This window comes from Shewanella sp. ENK2, assembly GCF_043568515.1.
GTDB classification, from domain to species: Bacteria; Pseudomonadota; Gammaproteobacteria; order Enterobacterales; family Shewanellaceae; genus Shewanella; species Shewanella japonica.
In genome coordinates, this window is the sequence record NZ_CP171406.1 from 2905584 (window position 1) to 2926168 (window position 20585).

The 20585-nt window shown below is 40.6% G+C and carries 21 protein-coding genes and 1 pseudogene; 9 read left to right on the plus strand and 13 right to left on the minus strand.

Features of this window, described 5'->3' with window-relative positions; genetic code table 11:
* Positions 1–22 precede the first annotated feature (22 nt).
* The 6 genes and pseudogenes from mnhG to ACGEDC_RS12665 all read right to left on the minus strand — a co-directional run bounded on the left by mnhG (position 23) and on the right by ACGEDC_RS12665 (position 4988).
* Positions 23–364 carry a monovalent cation/H(+) antiporter subunit G gene (gene mnhG, locus ACGEDC_RS12640; RefSeq protein WP_055022567.1) on the minus strand — a complete coding sequence of 114 codons (342 nt, stop codon included), beginning with the start codon at positions 362–364 and terminating at the stop codon, positions 23–25.
* Positions 361–657, minus strand: a complete 297-nt coding sequence (locus tag ACGEDC_RS12645) for a monovalent cation/H+ antiporter complex subunit F (protein ID WP_055022566.1) — start codon at positions 655–657, stop codon at positions 361–363. The genes mnhG and ACGEDC_RS12645 overlap by 4 nt, the downstream gene beginning before the upstream one ends.
* Positions 657–1157, minus strand: coding sequence for a Na+/H+ antiporter subunit E (locus ACGEDC_RS12650; protein ID WP_055022565.1), 501 nt, complete (start codon positions 1155–1157; stop codon positions 657–659). The genes ACGEDC_RS12645 and ACGEDC_RS12650 overlap by 1 nt, the downstream gene beginning before the upstream one ends.
* Positions 1158–1237: 80 nt before the next feature.
* Complete coding sequence (locus ACGEDC_RS12655; protein WP_394493593.1) at positions 1238–1690, minus strand: hypothetical protein; 453 nt, start codon at positions 1688–1690, stop codon at positions 1238–1240.
* Positions 1691–2176: 486 nt separating this feature from the next.
* Positions 2177–3699, minus strand: a pseudogene (locus tag ACGEDC_RS12660) (DUF3360 family protein).
* Positions 3700–4013: 314 nt separating this feature from the next.
* On the minus strand, positions 4014–4988 hold the full coding sequence (locus ACGEDC_RS12665) for a methylenetetrahydrofolate reductase (RefSeq protein WP_394493595.1): 975 nt from the start codon (positions 4986–4988) through the stop codon (positions 4014–4016).
* Positions 4989–5474: 486 nt separating this feature from the next.
* Between ACGEDC_RS12665 and ACGEDC_RS12670 the strand changes: the two genes are divergently transcribed.
* From ACGEDC_RS12670 to ACGEDC_RS12690, 5 genes are all read left to right on the plus strand, one after another.
* Positions 5475–6113: a trimeric intracellular cation channel family protein gene (locus tag ACGEDC_RS12670; protein ID WP_055022561.1), complete on the plus strand. Its 639-nt coding sequence runs from the start codon at positions 5475–5477 to the stop codon at positions 6111–6113.
* A gap of 380 nt (positions 6114–6493) precedes the next feature.
* Complete coding sequence (locus ACGEDC_RS12675) at positions 6494–7207, plus strand: YrhK family protein (protein ID WP_394493598.1); 714 nt, start codon at positions 6494–6496, stop codon at positions 7205–7207.
* A gap of 96 nt (positions 7208–7303) precedes the next feature.
* Positions 7304–7735, plus strand: a complete 432-nt coding sequence (locus ACGEDC_RS12680) for a CBS domain-containing protein (RefSeq protein WP_055022559.1) — start codon at positions 7304–7306, stop codon at positions 7733–7735.
* Positions 7736–7808: 73 nt separating this feature from the next.
* On the plus strand, positions 7809–8177 hold the full coding sequence (locus tag ACGEDC_RS12685) for a DUF333 domain-containing protein (protein ID WP_282168054.1): 369 nt from the start codon (positions 7809–7811) through the stop codon (positions 8175–8177).
* A 602-nt stretch (positions 8178–8779) separates the two neighbouring features.
* Positions 8780–9556: a glycoside hydrolase family 11 protein gene (locus ACGEDC_RS12690; RefSeq protein WP_080914968.1), complete on the plus strand. Its 777-nt coding sequence runs from the start codon at positions 8780–8782 to the stop codon at positions 9554–9556.
* A 178-nt stretch (positions 9557–9734) separates the two neighbouring features.
* On the opposite strand, the gene ACGEDC_RS12695 is transcribed toward ACGEDC_RS12690, so the two are convergent.
* From ACGEDC_RS12695 to ACGEDC_RS12715, 5 genes are all read right to left on the minus strand, one after another.
* Positions 9735–11645, minus strand: a complete 1911-nt coding sequence (locus ACGEDC_RS12695) for a methyl-accepting chemotaxis protein (protein ID WP_394493601.1) — start codon at positions 11643–11645, stop codon at positions 9735–9737.
* Positions 11646–12221: 576 nt separating this feature from the next.
* Positions 12222–13034: a heavy metal-binding domain-containing protein gene (locus ACGEDC_RS12700; RefSeq protein ID WP_394493603.1), complete on the minus strand. Its 813-nt coding sequence runs from the start codon at positions 13032–13034 to the stop codon at positions 12222–12224.
* A gap of 114 nt (positions 13035–13148) precedes the next feature.
* Positions 13149–13568 carry a hypothetical protein gene (locus ACGEDC_RS12705; protein WP_394493605.1) on the minus strand — a complete coding sequence of 140 codons (420 nt, stop codon included), beginning with the start codon at positions 13566–13568 and terminating at the stop codon, positions 13149–13151.
* 242 nt (positions 13569–13810) lie between these two features.
* Positions 13811–14362 carry a hypothetical protein gene (locus ACGEDC_RS12710; protein WP_055022552.1) on the minus strand — a complete coding sequence of 184 codons (552 nt, stop codon included), beginning with the start codon at positions 14360–14362 and terminating at the stop codon, positions 13811–13813.
* Between the two features lie 10 nt (positions 14363–14372).
* Positions 14373–15197, minus strand: coding sequence for a cytochrome c3 family protein (locus ACGEDC_RS12715; RefSeq protein ID WP_055022551.1), 825 nt, complete (start codon positions 15195–15197; stop codon positions 14373–14375).
* Positions 15198–15693: 496 nt separating this feature from the next.
* On the opposite strand from ACGEDC_RS12715, the gene ACGEDC_RS12720 reads away from it, so the two are divergent.
* The 4 genes from ACGEDC_RS12720 to ACGEDC_RS12735 all read left to right on the plus strand — a co-directional run bounded on the left by ACGEDC_RS12720 (position 15694) and on the right by ACGEDC_RS12735 (position 18423).
* Positions 15694–16443, plus strand: a complete 750-nt coding sequence (locus tag ACGEDC_RS12720) for a winged helix-turn-helix domain-containing protein (RefSeq protein WP_394493608.1) — start codon at positions 15694–15696, stop codon at positions 16441–16443.
* A 63-nt stretch (positions 16444–16506) separates the two neighbouring features.
* Positions 16507–17025, plus strand: coding sequence for a hypothetical protein (locus ACGEDC_RS12725; protein ID WP_394493610.1), 519 nt, complete (start codon positions 16507–16509; stop codon positions 17023–17025).
* A gap of 228 nt (positions 17026–17253) precedes the next feature.
* A complete protein-coding gene (locus ACGEDC_RS12730) occupies positions 17254–17502 on the plus strand; it encodes a DUF3297 family protein (protein WP_055022548.1) in 249 nt (82 codons plus the stop codon).
* 279 nt (positions 17503–17781) lie between these two features.
* Positions 17782–18423 carry a LysE family translocator gene (locus ACGEDC_RS12735; protein WP_394493612.1) on the plus strand — a complete coding sequence of 214 codons (642 nt, stop codon included), beginning with the start codon at positions 17782–17784 and terminating at the stop codon, positions 18421–18423.
* A 178-nt stretch (positions 18424–18601) separates the two neighbouring features.
* On the opposite strand, the gene ACGEDC_RS12740 is transcribed toward ACGEDC_RS12735, so the two are convergent.
* Together ACGEDC_RS12740 and ACGEDC_RS12745 are read right to left on the minus strand one after the other, a co-directional pair.
* Complete coding sequence (locus tag ACGEDC_RS12740; RefSeq protein WP_055022546.1) at positions 18602–19654, minus strand: flavin-containing monooxygenase; 1053 nt, start codon at positions 19652–19654, stop codon at positions 18602–18604.
* Positions 19655–19831: 177 nt separating this feature from the next.
* Positions 19832–20440, minus strand: a complete 609-nt coding sequence (locus tag ACGEDC_RS12745) for a protein-disulfide isomerase (protein ID WP_394493615.1) — start codon at positions 20438–20440, stop codon at positions 19832–19834.
* Between the last annotated feature and the right edge of the window lie 145 nt (positions 20441–20585).

The window sequence follows — 20585 nt, forward strand, 5'->3', positions numbered from 1 at the left end:
AATACTAATAGTATGATATCAACTAAAGCTTCGATGACTTGTTCCCTCCCAGATTTGCACGCTTAGCTTCCTTTGGTATTAAGCCATTATGTAGTGCCGCTTTTGCTAATGCATGACTGGCAGATGGGTTAATGAACAGCGTACAAATTAAAATCAATATCAGTTTAATTAAGACCATACCATTGGGGCTTTGCAGCATAAGGCCGATAAGAATTAAGCCTGCGCCTAATGTGTCGGTAACACTTGCAGCATGCATGCGGGTGTAAAAGTCTGGGAAACGTATAATTCCTATCCCACCCGAAAAGCATAAAAAACTTCCTATTAGCAGGCATATACCGCTGCTGATTTCGAGTAACAAGCTCATTCTTTAGTCTCCTTGGTTGGATGAGATTTATAAGGAGCGACTTTAAATTCGGCAGAATCTGAGTAACGTAATACGCCGATAACGCTGATAAAGTTAATGAGGGCGTAGACGAGGGCGATGTCGAGAAACTCTGGGCGACCCATTAAAAACCCTAAAACGGAAATCAACAAAATGGCTTTAGTGCCAAAAAAGTTGAACGCTAATATTCGATCGTAAAGGGTGGGGCCGACGATACAGCGAATTATCGCAAGTAACATAACAACTAGAATGGCGATTGTGGCTGCGGCTAACATTAGTTTTCAAGCTCCCTTACCCGGCGATCCATCTCTCCGGTTTTAAGTGTGTCAATATCAGCATTATCTAAAGCATGAACGGTGAGTTGGTCATCAATTAAGTCTATCGCTACGGTTCCTGGGGTTAAGGTGATAGAGTTAGCGTAGATCACTTTATTAATATCTGAGCATTGTTGCGTGTCTATGGTGGTCAGTACTGGGGTAATACTTTTATTACCCATCCAAATATGTTTAACCACACTGATATTCGACAAAATGACCTGTTTAACTAGCCATAGTGCGTAACTGGGCATGTGGGCATTAAGGCGAATAGGATGAGTTTCTTGATCGATTACATCCATTTTTTGCGCAATATAGAGCACCAGCATGATTGAACCAGCCCCTAAAGATAATAATAAAGGGTTGCTGTAATTGGAGTTAATCCACCAAAATAGCGCCAGTGTTAATATCAAGCTAAGCCGATGGCTTGGCACGACGCTGCGTTTAATTTCTTGTGTCATATTAATCAATACTTAGTGTGAGTTATTGCTAGCTAAAACTTAGCCTGCCGGTAAAAGTTATTTTTTAATTTCTGTTGCCGTTAATCTTGCTGCTCGCACGACGATTCGTTGGCGATTGCTTGATAAATCTGACTGTGCAGCCCTTGTAATGAATCTGTAGTCGGTGACAATTGCTCAATTGTTCTATCGACGATACGCCCAACTAACTGCTCTTTGGTTTCATTTGCAGGTATGCACACCTCAGTTGGAAGTATTTTTGATGTCTGTTTACCGACTCGGGTGCGATAGGCTCTATCGGTGAATCCTCCCGATGTGTTCTTTAGTTCATACTGTTGAATGGTGTTGAATGAGCCAGCAAGAAAGCCTTGAATATAGTAGGAACATGCTTGAGTCGACATCTCAGATGCGGTTTTATTAACTGATAAACAAGATGAAAGAACGAGCTGCTCTTCATTTTTAGCGTTACTCGAAACTGCTGATAGTGAAAAAGTGAGTGTGAACGTTAATAGCGCTAAGAGTTGGATGATCCTCATATGAACCCCTTTTTTATAATTCTATTGATTGCACATTCATAAATTGAACGGTATCAGCGCAATACGCTTTAGGTACCTTTGGTTTACTTTATATGGTTATTCTTTGCTCGTTTTAAGGCGATATATGCCGACACTATTCAAGCAAACCATAAAAGTTTGTGATTAACATTGATTTAACACAAAGATTTTTTAAATTAACATCGAATTGTTTTTTATTTAACCCTGTTATTCGTTTATAACACAGTTTGTTTTAATTTAAATACTAAGTAAGTGTAAATAGACTGTTTTTTTATAATGTCGAATATTTTTCAAGTTGGTGAGTAAGCTCGATAAGCAGGGGGATTGGCGGTTATTGTTAATATTTGGATCTGCAAAAGCAGTTTGGCGGCTTTATTCACAGAGGCTTGTAGGTTCAAGCCTCTGTCTATTTATTGCTCAGTTATGTCATTAGCGCTCAGCTAGCTTAATTTTTTGGCGAATGAACCGTTAGTTTAATCCTGAAATGATGGCTGGAATACCTGGTAGTAAGCCAACTAATGCCATCACCCCTGTAAGAATGATAAACATAACGCTAGGGGCTATCCAGCGGTTCATTTTGGTGAGTTTAGCACTGCGATCTTTACAGCCTATTAAACCTAAATTATCCAATAACATTGTCAGTGACCAACCAAAAGCAGGGTTAACTAATACAGACGAAAACACCACAATCGCAGCTGATTGAGTGGTTTTTCCTTCTCGGGTCATTTCCATACCAGCCTCAAGAAGTGGGATAAATACCCCAACGACTAAGGCAACACACAATACGGGCTCCCAAATGGCTAAATCCATTGGATAACCCCAAAGTGCGGCAATAACACAGAACAAGGCTGTCAGTAGCGCACCTGCAGGAATGGGGCGTTTAGCAATTGCCGCAGGAACTATGTATGTGCCCCAAGATGAAGTGAAGTTGGCCCCCCAAGCATTGAACCAAAGGTTTGACGAATTGAAGCGCTGGTCATCGTGTCATCTATATTCATATGCACTTTTTCAGTGCGCTGCGGGTAGTTAATCTTTTGAAATACTTGATGACCTAAAAAGTCTGGCGACCACATCGCGACAGCGAGCACAGCGAAGGGCAAAACCACGATAAAGCTTTCAAGAGTCGGTAAGCCAAGCATCCAACCTGAGCTTTCTCCCCACCAGTACATTGGGCTCATGTTCGGTAGACCTGGCGCAGTTTGAAACTCAAATGGCGCGCCGAGGGCAAAGGCTAACGTACCACCGAGTAAGCAACTTAATGGCACGGCTAGCCAACGTTTTCGCCAGTGCTCTAGTAAGGCATATAAAATAATGGTGCAGAAAATCACGATAAATGCGATGTGTTCCATACCGATACTGTTGGCCCATGCATACAGTTTTTTTACTTGTGATGCAGTACCAACAAACCCCAGATACAGCAAGAGTCCGCCACAAACCCCTTTACTGGTGAGGTTGGCGAGCATACTCCCGCCTTTACTGATGGCAAGAATTAAGCCTAAGGCGCCAATGAGTAGTCCAAATGCCATTGGGTGGCCGCCTGCTGCAACCACAATTGGAATAATGGGAATAAGCGGTCCGTGGGTGCCAGCTAAGTTTGCTGTTGGCAATAAAAATCCTGAAAAAATGACAATGAAGAAAGCGGCAATAATGAGTTCGTAACGGACATTTTCCAGAATAAAGCTTTCTTCAAGACCAAGTGAGGTTGCAAATGTGGTGGCAATGGCGCCGACCATGACCACTTTACCTATGGTTGCAGCCATTGCTGGAATGGTGTCTTCCAGTTCAAAGCGATAGTCTTTGCCTGGGAGATTAGGGCGCCAGCGCTTTGGATCCATAATCGTTAATTCATGCTCTAAATACTCATCTCGAGAGTTAAAGGCTGAACTGGGTTTATGTTGCTGTTGATATTGTTTGTTGGATGGATTCGCTTGCGATTGACTGGGGGTAGATTCACTTTTCTGTTCATGTATGGATTTTGAATTACTGCTCATATCATTCCTATTGCTCACTCACTAAAAGTGCTACTGCTTTAAATTAGAAGCACCTTATCTGAACACTATAGCCATAGCGAGTAATAATCGGCGTTTTAACCTCAGACATTAGTCGTAGGTAAATATTTGTTTACATTAGTAAAATAGGTTTCGGAGAAGTCAGTGTCGCTAGCGTTGTGAGGTAAAAAAGCGATATATAGGGGAGTTTGATGCTTTGTTAGCAAAAAGCCTGTTAATAAAGGTGTTAGCTAGATGAAACTTAAAGGAGTCTCTATGGCGCATCAGCACCATAGAGAATGATAGTTTCTGTGTGATCACTTATTCAGCACAAATTGATCAATTTGATTTTGTGCTAACGCTTGATCCATGGTGCCTTTCAGTAATTTATACATCAAAATAGATGCATCAATTTCAGTCTTGCGATTGGTTAAACTTTCAATGTTTAACCCTAACGGGATATTTAGCTGAATCACCGCATCTAAAATTTGCAGTAGATTACTGTGGTTTATTTTAATCGACTCATATAAAGGATCGGCTGCAGATAGAATACGCTCACTGGTTTCTTCTGGTACTGAGACCCCTAACCAGTTGATAAATTCTAGGGTTTTGGCGCTGCCACAAGGTGAGAAAGTTAAGATAACTCGATTGGGTTTAAGGTTGTTTAACTCACATTCTTGAGCATAGCTGGTTAGCATATCAATTGTCGCTTGGGCGTTATATACCGCTTGAGTAATGTAGTACTCGCAGCCTTGAGTCGACTTACCTAATAAACGAATGTGTTCATTCTTTTTGCTTAAGTGGCGCTCTGCAATGGCAACACCACCAAGATAGAAGTCCTGAGAGTGCGAAGCTAAGACCTTATAAGCATCATTAAGTGGTAATGAACTTTTTACCTGAGTAGAGGGGGAGCCCACCAAGACGAGATCTCTGACATTGTTTTGATACCAAGCGCGAGATAACCATTCATTAAACCCTCGCTCATCCAGCCCTGCAACACTCTTATAGGCTATAACAGGCTTACCTGACTTTTGGTTGATTAATTGTGCATAGGTGCCAGAGTCATGGGTGGCTTTGAATGGAAAAGGTCTAGGGGTGTCAGTACGACTGGTTTCATCTTGAATGTCATAAATGATCAAACCGTCAAAACTTATCTCATCAAGGCGAGCGAGTAACTTATCGGCAATAATGCTGACCGACTCAAAATCAGTATCGATTTTCGGTGGGGTAGTACCAATAAAGTATATTCCACGGTGATGATCGGACGATCGCTGTTTTAATGATTTTCTCATGTTTAGCCGTCTAGATGGATGTTATCTACATTGTGTCTTAAATCAGGGCGGTTGTTAAGGCTCAATAAGATAATTTTTAGATATAACTAAGGTCATCGTCATTCAGCGGCTAAATGATAAAAGCCTAATCGTTTTGTGTTGCCAACCCCTGACTGATATTACTGTCGACTCTGATACTAAATCAGTGTGTTGAATGGCGGCGGTTGGAATACACAACAAAATAATAATAGCGAATACGATAAGGTTAATGTAACTTTTGGTGTATATAGAGTCCTTATTTGTTTTAGTTGCATAAATACTGTGTTAGCTACTTTATTTATTACTAAATTTTAGTTTTAAATCTTTCAACTTTATAGCTGTAGGTGATTGTATAAATTTTCACTGTAAAAGCATTAGAAAATATAATGATGAAATTAGAAATTATATCTGTATTTTTAGCGGAGATGAGCGCAATATTTGCTTCCTTTTTATTTGTTAGTGCGTGTTATGTTAGAAGTTAAAGTGATCAGTGCCTTATGGCTAGTTGGTATCCTAGCTGAAGCGATGACAGGCGCGTTGGCCGCAGGTAAAAAACAAATGGATTTGTTTGGTGTCGTTATCATTGGTTGTGTTACTGCCATTGGTGGTGGCACATTACGAGACATGTTACTGGGAAATTATCCCATTATATGGATTGAAAACGTGCACTACTTGTTAGCCATCGCTACCGCATCTTTACTGACGGTGATGATAGCACCGTTAATGCGTTACCTTTCGCGCCTATTCTTGGCAATTGATGCTGTCGGGTTAGCGGTATTTTCTATTGTGGGTGCACAAAAAACCTTGATGCTTGGTTATGGTCCTGAAATTGCGATCGTTATGGGAGTTGTGACGGGGGTTTTTGGTGGCGTCATTCGAGATATTTTATGTAATCAGGTGCCGCTTATCTTCAAAAAAGAGCTCTATGCACTTGTCGCTCTCGCAACTGCTGCCTTGTATGTGGTGATGAAATTCAGCGGTGTTGTTGAATGGATAAGCTTATCAATTGCTGTGATGTTTGGCTTTAGTTTCAGAATGCTGGCGATTCGATATGAGTGGTCAATGCCCAAGTTTGATTACCAGACTCCTTCAGATAGCCTTCATTAGCAAGAGCCGTTATTGACAAGAGCTGTCATTAACAAGAGCTGCCATCTATAAGGGCCGTCATTTGCACGAACTGTCATTTACAAGGCCTATTATTTACAAGAGCTGTCATTGACAATAGCTGCCATCAACGAGAACAGTCATTCGTCATCAGTGGGGTGTATTTCACCCCATTTTGCTTTTTCTATTTCTTTTCAAACTACATCTCTGTTTGTGATTAAGCCAACGTTGTCTTAGTTGAGTGCTAATCAAATACGGTTATTTGTAGGGTTCGCTCCTTCATATAAGATTCGCACTAATCCTTATTATCGATGACGATAGCATTAATCACTGGCGTTAGTGCTGAATTGAGCAAAGACAAAACCTACTGAGATATCAAACCTATGCCACATGCTTTTTCAAATCGTCGCCGTATCTTAAATTTAACCGCGGATAAAAAAGCCTTAAGATCTCAGTTTCGCTGGGAAACGATCAATGCTATTGCCTATAAATTAGGTGGTATTTTATTTGTTATTGGCAGTTTCTTCTTTTTTCCTAGCCGAGCTGAATACGCTTATATTGGTGGGTGGATTTTTCTAGCTGCATCGTTAACTTATTTAGTGGTTAATATTCACGATATGGCTGAGATCCGGCGTTATTGGAAAAGTCATACATCCCACCAAGTTGACGAGGTTGTTGAGTATTTTGCTGGGGCGACATACTTGTTTGGCACCTTATGTTTTGTATTTGGTCGGTTAGCGAGTTTTCCTCAAGTGGATTGGCCGTTAATCAGCACCTGGTTGTTTATTATTGGTAGCACGTTATTTGTTGTTGGCGCAGCGGCTAACATATTTTTGATCGTCAAAGCAGACTCAGTGCAGTTACTTCAGTTGATGAACCTTACTTCGATTTGTTTCATCGTTGGTTCAGTTCTTTATGGCTTGGCTTCTGTGCCATATTTATGGGCTTTTGAGTCACCAAATGATCACTTACTTATTCTTAACTTTCTTGCTTGGCAGTACATGATTGGCAGCTTGTTATTCTTATTGGGTGGTGTATTTAACTACTGGCGAGCATATTTGTTGGTAGAAGGTGAAATAGCGAAAAAGCAGCTATAGTCATCATTGATATTTGGCTGATTTGCTTGTTAATTACTCGCTATTCATGACTGGTTTGATTAGAATTTATACATAATCTGTATAAGGAATAATACGATGAAAGTAAGCGATATCATGACCCCTAATCCTATTTGTATTAGTAATGAGGCCAGCCTGAAAGACGCTCACCAATTAATGCAAAGCCGTAATGTGCGTCATCTTCCTGTTATTTCTGAATCCGATGGCAAATTTGTTGGCATGTTGACCCATAAAAAAATGATTGCAACTGTGCTAAGTGTGCTCAATAAGTACGGCCAAGGGGCGTTAGATAGAAAAGAGCGCTATACCCCTATCGCCGATATTATGGATACCCAAGTCGATAAATTAGGATTAGATGAGCCGCTTCCTGTTGTCGTGCAATATTTTATCGACAATAAACTAGGTTGTTTGCCTGTTTTAGACAGAGATAACAGAGTGTTAGGGATTGTCACATCATCTGATTTTATTAAACTCTGTCAGCGCTTATTAGTCACTCAGCAGTTATCATGAGCGTTGAAAACCTTTGCTAAACGCTACTTAATCAACTTATGTGAACAAATTAATTTTCAAGGATGGAACAACAATGAAACGTTATCAAATCATAGGGCTGGTTGGCTTGTTCTGTATGATGTCTGCTTGCAGTGACAATAAACAAAGTCAGGTTGAATCAAGCCAGCAAAAACTTGCCAATCCTGCCGCTGTATTTTGTGCAGAGCGGGGTAAATATGATATTTCTTCTGGGCAATGTATGCTTGAAGACAATACCCAAGTGGATGCTTGGGAGTTTTATAGAAAATATCATGCAGAGCAATCTGTAGGGCTAGAAAATCCTGCTGCGGCCTATTGCATATCATCCCAAGGAGAATACGATATCAACACTAGCGAATGTAAGTTCGCTGATGGCCGTATTGTTAACGCTTGGGATTACTTTAAGCAGCAAAGCAGTAAATAAATAGCCGATGACAGATTAATCATGGTGAGTATAAAGCCTATTTATGTTCGCCAACTTTACTTACTTATTGACTCGCCATGTTTTACATCATTTTTTGTTGATTTCTAAGCGCTTTATTTTGGCGGGTTATCTCCCTTTCTATATTGCTTTATTTACCCTCTAAAACGTTATTTATTTCAACTTCTTAAGTTAATTTTGACGAGTGTTTGTAGCCTCGTTATTAACACAGCTTTAGCCGCCTACACCTAGCCAGTTGTATTCATACTTTTGATGTATATTCGTTATTACTTATATTGACATAGCTTATAGTCACATGTACTAATAGGTCGTCGAGTAATGAAGCAGGTCTATTTTGTTGTCTTAATTAAGTAAATAAATTCATTGGCGATAATCATCAATTTTTAGGTGGGCAAGGTAATGTAATTTTGCTTTTTAACAGACGAGATTAATACAATCTAGGTTGGCGTCATAGGTAAACCCTGTTTTCTGTTTGTAGAACACGGAGTCGTTATTAAGCATTGATTTATGAGGATAAATAACCTCATGCGGTACTTGAGATAACACCACCTTTTAATATATTTAGATATATAAATGGGGAAACTATGAACTCACATACAAATAGAAATACATATATAAGGGCATTGTTGGTTGCCGCAGCCTTTTGTGTCACCTCTGGGAGTATACAGGCCGCTGAAACGTTTCAAACTTCCGAAGCCAGATTTCCAAATACTGAGCAAGGGTACTTCACCAGCCACTATGAATTGAACAACGATCCAAATACTTATCTTTACACCACTAGCTATACCGCAAGTTATATAAAAATGTCTGGAAACTCGCAAAACGTGGTGTCAGGTCGAGGTTGGCAAACAGGGCATCAATGGCGCAAAGTCAACTTTAGTATTGAAAATTACTATCCTGATAACAGCAGCCAAAAGTCAGTTTTTGCTTTGTATGGTTGGACTAAAAGCAATAACACCAATTACGACGGTATGGCCGAATACTACATTATTGATAAGCACAATGGTTGGTATCCCGAGCATCAAAATGATGATGGCAAAGACAATGGTGCACGTTGGTTAGGAACTAAAAATGTAGATGGTGCTAAGTACGACTACTATGTTTCAACACGCACTGATAAGCCTCACGCCTATGGGCCTGGGCTAACAACATTTAAACAATACTGGGCAATTCGTGACTATTACAATCAGCGTGATAACGGTGAGATTAATGTCGGTCAGCATTTTCAAATGTGGATAAACCCGCAAGAATATAAGCATGAAAAATACCCGTATATTGGCAATTGGGGTTATCAAATTTTTGCGATTGAGCTGATTGGTGGCGGAGGTTCTGTCAATTTAAATGCTTGGTCAAATAACTAGGGCCTGTACATTAACAGGTTTGATAGCACTCGTTAGGTTAATCTGAACCCTTTTTGTGTGCTGAGTGATACTCAGCATAATAAGCAATTGATAGGTAGATAAATCAAGCGTTGTGCAACAAAAAAGCCAAACAATGTGTTTGGCTTTTTTATTTTCTTACTGTTAAATGGTGGCGAAGTTAGGTTAATTTAAATCGTCCCACAAGTCCGTCTAAATCATTTGCCATTGATTTTAGCTCATTGCTTGAGCTTTCAATGCTGGCTGAAGCTTGGGCGCTGCTTTGGCTGCTATCACCAATGTTGACCACATGCTGATTAATTTCGTTAATCACCACAGATTGCTCTTCAGTCGCAGTGGCTATTTGGGTATTGAGATCTGAGATATGCTGAACATTACCTGCAATCTCTTCCAGTGCCTGATGCGTTCGCATTGACGCTTTAACGCCTAGTTTTGCATGCTCACGTCCTTCGTGGACTGATGCTACGGCAGCTTTGGCGCCGTTTTGTAGCTCAGAAATCATAGCGTGAATTTCATCAGTTGATTCACTGGTGCGCTGGGCTAAGTTCCTCACTTCATCTGCAACAACGGCAAAACCACGGCCTTGTTCACCAGCACGAGCAGCTTCAATAGCGGCGTTTAATGCTAGCAAGTTCGTTTGTTCTGAAATCCCACGAATCACATCTAACACGCTCGATATTGAGTCACTTTTTTCTGCTAAAGTGACAATATTTTCTGAGACGTTTTCCATATTAGACGCCATATCTGTGATGGTCGTGTTTGACTCTTCAACCACGGTTTGCGCCCGTTGCGCTTTTATGGTCGCATCATTAGTGGCTTGAGCTGCAATGGAGGCACTGTTTGCTATTTCTGCAATTGTGCTGCCCATTTCGTTAATGGCTACAGAAACTTGATGCGCTCCATCACTTTGGATATCCGCAGATTTTTTAGAATGTTGGGCATCGCTATAGACATGTTGAGAAGCGTCATTCACCTTGTTTGAGGTTGCAGCAAGCTCTTGAACGACAGAGTGCAATTTACTAATAAAGGCATTAAACCCTTGAGCTAAACGGCGCATTTCTTCATTGCCATTTTCGTTAATACGCTGAGTTAAATCACCTTCACCTTCGCCGAGCTCTTTAAAGGTATCAGCTAATTGATTTAATGGACGCACTAAGCTGTTACCAAGGTAAATACTGATCGCAATGAAGAGTACGGCAATGACAAAGAACGTAATTAAGATATTATTACGTGAAGTATCTAAGCCAGCGTATAGCTCCTCTTGAGGGACTTCAGCGATGACATACCAGCCTAAACTTGAGATATAACTTGAAGCAATGAGTTGCTCATCAGCCATTGCAAAAGCATAGTTGTTTTGGTTTAACAATTGACGACTGTTAATGCTCGGATAAATATCAGCTAATGTTTTACCCGATTTATAATCGATACTGCGGTGAACTTTAATGACACCGTCACCATCAACGAGGTAAACAAAACCCGTTTGTTCGATTTGAAAACTGTTGAGGTAATCAACCATTTCATCAAAAGATTTAGACACACCGCTTAGGCCTTGGCCATTTTCTTGCTGATAATTGATGAAAATATCAGTTTGGCCAACACTGTCATGGTAAATACTCGTCGACTCGTTTTTGCCGCTTTCAGTGAAGCGAAAAAACCACTTATCATGGCCGGGATCTAGTACGCGTAAAAAGCCATTTTGATTCCAATATTTGTGACTGTTTTTATCGACAAATGAGGCATTACTAAAGCCGTTATCACTGGCTGTTTTTGCTAAGTAATCGATTAAGTACTGCTCACCTTCAACACTTTCACCTTGGTCTATCCAAAGTTGGATCATGCTGTTATTTGCGATAGCCCGAGTGACGACTTTCATCTGATTAATTTCGCCATCGATAGCATTACGAATACGCTGGACTAGGTTAGGCATATCCGACTGTTCTAATCGCTCTGATAATAAGGTTTTAGCGCTATTTTGGCCTACATAAGCAACAACGCTGGTGGATACAATGACAGCAAATAACATCGCAGTTATTAACTTATTCCGAATGGATAATGTAGATAAAAAGCTCATTAACATAACTCCTACACACCGATTAATTGGGTGTGTTGATACATCTAGGCAGCCTTTGGCTAACCTAATCAAGGGTGCTGACTGTAACGGCATTTATACTAAAAACATGAGGAAGTTTCACAATTAAATATAATAATCTAACAATGTGCGGTGTTTTTGCGCGCTGATTGGTTAGACTTTGTTCAGTTGGTGGCCGTGATACGATTTTTTAACGGTTACTTTTTGTTGAATAAAAAGCCGTTTTGTACGTTTAGTGACAATCATTTTATTGGTAAAAATAATAATTTGAATAAGTGTAAGATGATTTAAACAAAGTCCGTTGAGCAGGGGCTGTTGAATATAGTTCGTTGAAAATAGCCCGTTGAACATAGTCAGTTGTACATAGTCCGTTGAACAGAGTCAGTTGAAAAGAGTTAGTTGAAAAGAGTCCGTTGAACAGAATAAAGCAGAAGGCGTTGGGCGGAGAAAGTCATCAAAGCCTTACGATAGTCAGATGCTTATGTAAGGCTTTTAAAAAGTATCTACAGTCAAAATGTAAACCGCTAATTAATCGTTAATTAGCGGTATCAGATATTCCTAATGGTGAGCGTGTTCAGTTTTTTCGGCGCTCATTGGCATCAGTTTCATGCCGCATTTAGGACAGCTATCACCTTCAACACCTGTAATACTGGTATTCATTGGGCAAGCATGAGTATGTTGCTTGGTCTTATGATCTTTGTGTGCATGTTTTGCTGAACAGCATTTGCAGTTAGCTTTATCAGCACACTTTTTACAGTTATCACAGTTGGTTTTACCGTTACAGCCTTTGCAGTTTTCGCATTTGGTTTTACCATCACAGCCTTTACAGTTTTCGCACTTTTTACAGTTTTCGCATTTAGCTTTACCGTCACAGCCTTTGCAGTTTTCGCATAGCTTACAGTTTTCGCATTTAGATTTACCGTCACAGCCTTTGCAGTTTTCGCATTTCTTGCAGTTTTCGCATTTCTTGCAGTTTTCGCATTTGGCTTTACCGTCACAGCCTTTGCAGTTTTCGCACTTTTTACAGTTTTCGCATTTAGCTTTACCGTCACAGCCTTTGCAGTTTTCACATTTGGCTTTGCCATCACAGCCTTTGCAGTTTTCACATTGTTTACAGTTTTCGCATTTGGCTTTGCCATCACAACCTTTGCAGTGGCCTTTATTAGGGCAGTGATCACCGTCGGTTTTATGGGCTTGTTCTAAGTTCATTCCGCATTTAGGACAAGTATCTCCAGCGTTACCTGTGACTTCGGGATGCATAGGGCAAACATGTGATTGATGCTGCTCGCTAACGTGATGTGCGGCTGTGGCGACTTGCACAGTAGAGCTAATTAAAAAGAGGCTCAGTACGATATAGATAATATTTTTCATTGCTTAATTCCATGAAATAGTCGGACGATAACCTGCGTCGTTTCGTCCGTAAATTGTCGTTTGTGTAGATATAAAAGTGTTATTAGTCGTTGTTACTAAAACGGTTTTATAGCGTTAACTGATAGGCGGCTTAAATGCTTGCGACGCATCGATTGATTGAAAGTAAGGCAGGGTAGTGGCGATGAAATGCCCCAGATTTTGATTGAAATGCCAAGGCGTCTTAATGGATAAGGTATCTGCTAGGCTGATATATGAGCAGTTCTCACAATTGAATTGACAAGTATTATTGCTTTGGCAACTAACTGTTTGTTGGTTTTTTTCATGTTCATGCTGACAGTTTGAACAAGCTTGGCATGATGTGTCGCTTGCCTCTTGATGATGGCTAGACGTTATTACTGAAGTTGAAATTGATGATTGAGTTGATGGGGTATTGCCCTTAGGTGTCATTGCTGTTGGATTAGCAAATACCAGCTGACTGAAGAGCGTCAGTAAAGTAACAAGGTATATCAACGGATGACGTAAAAGGGTATGCATATCAATTCCATAAAAAAAGATGTTCGGAGCTTATCACCATTTTTTTACGTGGAATCTGACCCAATTCACAGTTACAAACACAGTGACAGTGAAGGTATAAACATCGATTCAATTTGTTACCTTGATCACTCTTATTGCAAAAAATCATCGCAAAAATCGTCACAAAAAAAGCCGTAGCAACACGCTACGGCTATAAATGCCTAATGCCTTTGTATGGGGATTGGTATCAGGCTGGGCGACGATTATTCTTCGGCTGTAATTAGCTCGAACTCATTACTCGCCTTAGCCCCATGAATCAAAATGGCCACTTTATATTGCTCGACAGCGCCGGCTGCAGCTTTACTATCAAGGTCTAAGTCAGTGGCATTAAAGGTATATTGCCCAGCAATATCTGTTTCGGTTAATACCCCATTACATGCATCTTCAGTACTCGTATCGCAGCTATAACTTTGACTCACATGCCAACGCTTCCATGCTTTAGCATTGTTAGACCCAGAAATAGGATAACCAAAATACATAATCTGATAATTAGAGGCATCGGTTATTGCTTTGTCTGCATCATTTGTCAAAGTAAAAGTGAGTGTGCCAGAGTCGGTGTCGAATGTTTCTAATGTTAACGTTACCGCTTCTGCTTCATCAATGGCTACAGATTCACTGACGGGTGGATCAACAGGATCAGTTACCGGTGGTTCAACTACCGGTGGATCGACAGGTTCCGTTGTATTGTCATCATCACTACAACCTATGAGTAGCAGTGAGCTCGTTAATAAGGCGCTCAAAAGTTTGCGTTTCATGATGGGCTCCTTAATTGAAATGTCCGGTATGACAAGTTTCACACTCTAAATCGCCTTTAACACTCGCTGCTGAGCCCATAGTGTCACTTGTGCCGTGGCAAGATTGACAACTTGCTGTTGCTTCTGATGCCATAGACTCTGGTAATACGCCAATATCTTCTCCTGCGTATGCACGATTGAGCAAATCGACGATGTAGTAGGCCATGCTCGCTGATAGACGTTTACAACGTTCGCCTTTTTCAACAAAAGGTTTGCCGCCATTGATTGCTGACCAGTTACTGATTGATGAGTGACATAATGGACTGTTGGCGATAGAAGTAAGGCCGACTAACAGGCTTTTTTCTGCAGTTGATCCAATACCAGCAACAAACTCATCAGAAGAAAGTGGAAGATCTTCTCTTTCGTAATATCTAAATGATGCGCTGATGACCGCTGAATTTTGATCGTTAATATCATCAAGGATATTAATCAGCATCCCAGCGGCATTTAAGTTGCCGCAAATGGTGCCTTGACCAACAATACCTGCCCAGCCGTAACCAGCTAATGCTGTTGGGATTGAGGCAAAGTTAGCCGCATCTGCACTTGATGACTCTGCAAGTTTAGTAATAATGGCGTGAAAAACTTGATGCATACAGCCCCCACCTGTTTCGTAGGCGAGTTTTGCTGTGGCCATGGCATCTAATGGTACATACTTTAATTTATCACCGAGTTCTAAACGGAAATTTCCATCGGCATCAGTGGCAGCAAATGCTGAAGTACCCACTAAAGTAGCACCTGCTGCGACACTACTGATTCCAATAATTTGGGTTAAGGCTTGACGTCTAGTTATGCTCATAATAATCACCCTATTTGCTGTTTTCTTATTGATTAAGTTCAAGCTTGTCATGCTTGTTTTGTTGTTAATTGTTCATCTCTTCGAGTCAGTGCCTTACTGGCTTTTATCATCTTGGTAGGCGTTGCTCGATAGAGCTAATGTAAGCAATGTGCAGATAAATTTTGTGATGATTAGCCAATTAATGTGGAGGTAAGAAAAACGGATTTTGGGAGCGTTAACTCCGTTACTCACTGATGATTTTTTGAGGCAACGTGCTACTTTTTGTGAGGGAGGTCACGCTATTAATGAGATTAATCAAGATTAACGGCACTATTAACGGTTAATTGGTTTTATTTACATTATGAATTTAAGTGACTTGCCTCTCACTTTGTTGTGCAAAGGTAAATAAAAGCCCTTTGGCTTGTTACAAAAAGGCCACTAAATTAATCAGGATCACAGAAAAATTTATACTTTCTTTCTACACTGTATTTATAGAAGTGTGGTTGGGAAAAGATGAATGCATTTAGGGCATTGCCGGTTTAATAAAGCTAAGGGTGAGCTAACTAACCAACAGACAGGAGATGTGTGGCATCTTCCTCGAGCTGAACGACAAGTGCTGAGCTTATTGATTGATTATCAAGGGCAAGTTGTGGCTAAACCTTTGCTGAAAAAAGGGGGCGAACAAGCGCCACCATTAAGCGATGCGTCAGTCACTCATGCGATTTTCACGCTTAGAGCTTTTTTAGGCCCGCAGTATGAAACGCTAATAGAAACAGTCAAAGGACAAGGGTATCTATTAAAACCTCACCGAAGTCGCAAACATCAATCTCAGCGCTTACCTTCTAATGTGATCATCTTGGCGACATGCATTGGCATCTTTGTCATCGTCTCCATAATGACAACGATCATATTATGGGGACAGTTTTCGAAAACAGCGACATCGCCAGCGCAGCCGTTTAGTGAATCTACGGTGACATTGGCCTCAGGCAAAACTGTTGATGTGATTTTGTACTCATCATCGAAAACAAATAATGCCTTACTAAAAGAGCAGGGCGCCCAATTAGAGCAAAGCTTAGCTGAGTGTAAGCAATCTTCATTGCAAAGTGTTTATTTGTCACTGTCACACGATGAGCAAGTACTTAATATTACGTTACGTGGTGAGCTTATTGGTCAATCTGTTATTCGTAACCTCAAAATAAGCGACCTGAGACAACCCAAAAAGTTTGTCAGCCAACAATGGCTAAAAGGGGTTGAGATTTGTGATTAACGTGATTGCTATGACTGACGTTTACCGATTCATGGCTTGGCTTCAAGAGCAGGAGGAACACCAATGAGTTTTTCATGGCGTTGGTTATTAGGCTTGGTGGCAATATTACTCTTCACAACGGGGATCGCTGGCGGGTATCAATTGAACAAAACTAGCCCAAGTTTTATGTTGAGCTGTAGTTCTGAGTTATACAATCGCAATAATGAAACACAAGACAGCAATCATTATCTTTTGGTGGATTTATTATCAAAAGATGGCCAAGTACAAGTGCATTATCGCTATTTTAATATCGATGGCACCACTGCGGGCACTGTCTCTATGCAAGGCCAAGTAAATCATATAGATAATCAAAATCGGATTTATGATATTTCGGTGAACACTAAGCAAGAAAGCCCACTGGCTGAAGATCAGCAACCGCCAGAGCATTATCGTTATCTTTCCTACGTTAGTAACTTAAATTTAAGCCGAGACGGTATGCATAATCTGAGCTTACAAGTTCTTGAACAAGATGATGCCAAAGACTTTGCTGTAGTCTTATTTCAGCCAAGTAATACCGTCTGTGGTTGCCGCTTAGTCAATTAGCCAACAATACAGCACTGTCGTTGCTATTCCCTAGTGGCTTAGTCATTACTTACCTGTAAACGTCGGCTTGGCATTAATCGTGTTATCGAATAGCAGAATGAGACTTGAATTTGGCGTTGTTAATGTCTCATTAACCGCAAATTGGGACACACCAAAAGATATATTCATTGAGCAAAGAGTTGGTATTGCCTACAATAGCACTAGATCTTATTACTACAGAGCATGACCATGAACGATACAACTTCACAACCCGCTTTACCTGATCGCTTATCTGTTAATCCACGCAGCCCACATCATGTTGAGGCGATTTTTCAATTTGATATTGGCATTAAGGTTAATGGCAAAGAACGTTTTGATGTTGAAGAATACTGTATCAGCGAAGGTTGGGTTAAAGTTCCAGCTGGTAAAGCATTAGACCGTCGTGGTCAACCTTTACTTATGACTGTTAAAGGTACTGTGGAAGCGTTCTACCGTTAAACACCTTGGTATAACTTGCTTAAAAAGGCTTAGTGATAATCACTAAGCCTTTTTGGGTTTACTAGGGTGTGTCTATGTTGAGTGAAGCGATAAGTTCCCCCTGCCTACAGATGCTGTTCTGGAGGTGGTAACGAGAGTTGAGTGTCACTTAGTAATGAGCACGTAGCTGGCGTAAACAAACTTTGCCGACTGTAGCTCACATTTAAAAACAACATGACTTTTATTCATGTTGGATAGCTGTAAAATCCGCGCCTTGTTTAATTACTTATCTAATCAATCATGATCGACTTGGCTTTACTCCCTGTTTATTTAACCACTGTGGTCGCTTTATTGTTGATCCCTGGGCCTGACATGCTGCTGATTGCCAGTTCAAGTCTGAGTTATGGCCGAAAAGTTGGCGTATATGCAAGCTTTGGTAATGCGACTTCAGGGTTAATTTTAACCTTACTTGCGGCAATGGGTGTATCAGCATTAGTGGCGATGAATCCAATAGCGTTAGAAGTATTAAGAGTTTTGGGCGGCGCTTACTTATTAAAGATGGGGTGGGACTGCATGCGCCGCAGTGCAGCGGATGCACCTGAAATTGAGCAGCAAAATAACTTAGCCAAGTTACTTTATCGCCGTGCGGTTTTTAGTAATCTACTTAATCCAAAAGCGCTGATCTTCTTTGTGCTGTTTTTACCTCAGTTTGTGTCTACTCAGCTTACAGCCAGCTCTGGCGAACAAATGCTAGCACTGGGATTATTGCTTAATGTGATGGGGCTGTTGTTCAACTTACTGCTGGTGGCACTCGTTGGCAGCTTAGGTAAGCCATTACTTAAAAATGAAAAGTTTCGCACTTACCAAAACAAGTTTATGGGGTTAATATTTTTCGCATTAGCGATTTGGCTTTTGGCTTCACAAGTGCAAAGCCTTAGCTAAACGATTTGGCTTTTCAGTTAGTAGCTCCCAAGTTAACTAGAGCTCAAGTTAAGTCAGTTGAGTTAATTCAAGTAAAGCGGTTATTGCTGATAAGGCATCATAGAGATTCAATAATAAAGCGAAATAAGGACTATCTTATTTCGCTTTATTTATGGGAAAGTCAGCAGCCAAGGTGATTTTACGCCGCTACCTTGTTGTTAGAAATGTATTTCATTAGGTAATCAGCATCCTTGTATACACCGCCAAGCGTAGCTGAACCCCGGGTGTAAAGCCAAGGTAGGCCGATGAAATATAAGCCCTCAACATCATTGCTGACGCCGCGATAATTACTGGGGTAATTCATTTCATCAAATGAGATACCATCAATCCAAAAGAAGTTAGGTTTAAAACCTGTAGCCCAGATAATGTTTTTAATCGTGCTGATGCTGCCTTTTTGAAACGTTATTGTCTCTTTTTCTGCTGATAAGGTTCGCCCCATGTGAATGACATTCTCTTTAGCGAGTAGGGACTTAACATCTGTACCAATAACGGGCTGAACCCCTTTACTTAACCATTGGCCAATTTTACTGTAGCGATTGACTGATAAAAATCCGATTTTAGTAAACCACCACCATAAGGTTTTACCCAAAAAAGTTTGCGGTATTGCCTTAATTTGATCGGTACCTGAAAAATATGCCGTTCGGCCGGTATCTGCAATTTCCGATAAAATTTGCACACCAGAATCACCCGCACCAACAACTAAACAATCACCGTCTTGAAGCTGTGAAGGATTTTTATAATTCTCGCTATGCAGTTGAGTTACCCCTTCAGCGATATCGACATGACATGGTGGCGTATAGGGCGTGTGAAAAGGCCCCGTGGCAATAATCACTTGTTTGGCTTTATATTTTGTCGTGGCACTGGTGATTTCAAAAATCCCATTTACTTTAGTGACGGCAGTGATTTTTTGATTAAACTCGATAGGGATAGTGTAGTGTTCTACATAGCTTTTCAAGTAGTCAGCGACTTCATATTTATTGGGGTAATAGCCCTTAGGGAAGGGGAATTTCATGCCGGGCAAATGGTTATATTCAGTGGGGGTAAACAGGGTTAACGAATCCCAACGTTTTAACCAAGGGGCACCAATACAATCATTAGCATCGAGAATCAGATAATCTTTATTTTGTTGGCTTAAATTGTAAGCCATAGATAGCCCAGATTGGCCAGCGCCAATGATGATAAATTCTTTCATGAAATCCAATCTACTGCGTTTTGATATTATTATGGGCGACATTCTAACAGAACCAGCCAGCGGTAATTGATTATTGGCTAAATCAATTACCGCTGGCTGTGTAAACCTGTGCAGAAAGCCGGTGTAATCGGCATAAAAAAACACGGTATAAACCGTGTTTTTTAATGGATATTGGCGTTATTTAAAAGCTGCAATTTCTTTTTTAACGGCATCAACAACCGCAAGTGGCGTGCTGATGTATTTTGAGTGGTCAATGAAAATCGCGTTGTCACCAACTGTCATCACTAACGCTGGAAAGTTTGCTGTGCCTAACATTTGTTGAATTTCTGCAATCGCTTCAATGACACATTCAGCATCGACACTTAGCTCATCTCTAAATATTTTGTTTGATGGAGACAGCTTATATTCGGCGACAATGTCCATAAAATCATGTTTGGTATCCAGTGGATTACCTTCAATAAAATGGGCTTTTTGCAATGCATTAAGTACAGGTAATTGCTTGTCGGCTTGTTTGCTTTGCAGCCAGCCCATTAAGTTTGCTGTTTTGACTGAATTTTTGGGACTATTCACATAACGAATGTGCTCACGACCAAATTTAAGGCCACTGGCTCTGGCTGCTGCTTCCATTTGCTCTTCGCCAGCACTGTCTTTGCCCATGTAATGTGCTGTGTGCAGCAGGTGTACCTTCATTTTAGGGTAGGCATCTTGTAAGGCATTGACTATCGGAGTGGTAGCATAGCTCCAAGGGCAGTGTGAGTCGTAGATAAAATAAAGCTCGGTGGTCATGAGTTACTTCTTAAATGAATGTTGATAGCAAGATCCTAAATAGTTTGAAGTCATTATTCAATCCTTGTCGTGTGTTACTTAGAACTTCTCGACGTTAACCCTGCCTTAACCCACACTTCATTATGCTTATCCCAATATTAGTGGG

What these genes read in the sequence shown, in the direction of transcription:
- ACGEDC_RS12690 (WP_080914968.1), top strand. Translation starts at nt 8,780, where the DNA reads ATGAACTCACATACAAATAGAAATACATATATAAGGGCATTGTTGGTT.
- ACGEDC_RS12670 (WP_055022561.1), top strand. Translation starts at nt 5,475, where the DNA reads ATGTTAGAAGTTAAAGTGATCAGTGCCTTATGGCTAGTTGGTATCCTA.
- ACGEDC_RS12685 (WP_282168054.1), top strand. Translation starts at nt 7,809, where the DNA reads ATGAAACGTTATCAAATCATAGGGCTGGTTGGCTTGTTCTGTATGATG.
- ACGEDC_RS12730 (WP_055022548.1), top strand. Translation starts at nt 17,254, where the DNA reads ATGAACGATACAACTTCACAACCCGCTTTACCTGATCGCTTATCTGTT.
- ACGEDC_RS12720 (WP_394493608.1), top strand. Translation starts at nt 15,694, where the DNA reads ATGCATTTAGGGCATTGCCGGTTTAATAAAGCTAAGGGTGAGCTAACT.
- ACGEDC_RS12655 (WP_394493593.1), bottom strand. Translation starts at nt 1,690, where the DNA reads ATGAGGATCATCCAACTCTTAGCGCTATTAACGTTCACACTCACTTTT.
- ACGEDC_RS12645 (WP_055022566.1), bottom strand. Translation starts at nt 657, where the DNA reads ATGTTAGCCGCAGCCACAATCGCCATTCTAGTTGTTATGTTACTTGCG.
- ACGEDC_RS12710 (WP_055022552.1), bottom strand. Translation starts at nt 14,362, where the DNA reads ATGAAACGCAAACTTTTGAGCGCCTTATTAACGAGCTCACTGCTACTC.
- ACGEDC_RS12650 (WP_055022565.1), bottom strand. Translation starts at nt 1,157, where the DNA reads ATGACACAAGAAATTAAACGCAGCGTCGTGCCAAGCCATCGGCTTAGC.
- ACGEDC_RS12725 (WP_394493610.1), top strand. Translation starts at nt 16,507, where the DNA reads ATGAGTTTTTCATGGCGTTGGTTATTAGGCTTGGTGGCAATATTACTC.
- ACGEDC_RS12680 (WP_055022559.1), top strand. Translation starts at nt 7,304, where the DNA reads ATGAAAGTAAGCGATATCATGACCCCTAATCCTATTTGTATTAGTAAT.
- ACGEDC_RS12700 (WP_394493603.1), bottom strand. Translation starts at nt 13,034, where the DNA reads ATGAAAAATATTATCTATATCGTACTGAGCCTCTTTTTAATTAGCTCT.
- ACGEDC_RS12740 (WP_055022546.1), bottom strand. Translation starts at nt 19,654, where the DNA reads ATGAAAGAATTTATCATCATTGGCGCTGGCCAATCTGGGCTATCTATG.
- ACGEDC_RS12705 (WP_394493605.1), bottom strand. Translation starts at nt 13,568, where the DNA reads ATGCATACCCTTTTACGTCATCCGTTGATATACCTTGTTACTTTACTG.
- ACGEDC_RS12735 (WP_394493612.1), top strand. Translation starts at nt 17,782, where the DNA reads ATGATCGACTTGGCTTTACTCCCTGTTTATTTAACCACTGTGGTCGCT.
- ACGEDC_RS12715 (WP_055022551.1), bottom strand. Translation starts at nt 15,197, where the DNA reads ATGAGCATAACTAGACGTCAAGCCTTAACCCAAATTATTGGAATCAGT.
- mnhG (WP_055022567.1), bottom strand. Translation starts at nt 364, where the DNA reads ATGAGCTTGTTACTCGAAATCAGCAGCGGTATATGCCTGCTAATAGGA.
- ACGEDC_RS12675 (WP_394493598.1), top strand. Translation starts at nt 6,494, where the DNA reads ATGCCACATGCTTTTTCAAATCGTCGCCGTATCTTAAATTTAACCGCG.
- ACGEDC_RS12745 (WP_394493615.1), bottom strand. Translation starts at nt 20,440, where the DNA reads ATGACCACCGAGCTTTATTTTATCTACGACTCACACTGCCCTTGGAGC.
- ACGEDC_RS12695 (WP_394493601.1), bottom strand. Translation starts at nt 11,645, where the DNA reads ATGAGCTTTTTATCTACATTATCCATTCGGAATAAGTTAATAACTGCG.
- ACGEDC_RS12665 (WP_394493595.1), bottom strand. Translation starts at nt 4,988, where the DNA reads ATGAGAAAATCATTAAAACAGCGATCGTCCGATCATCACCGTGGAATA.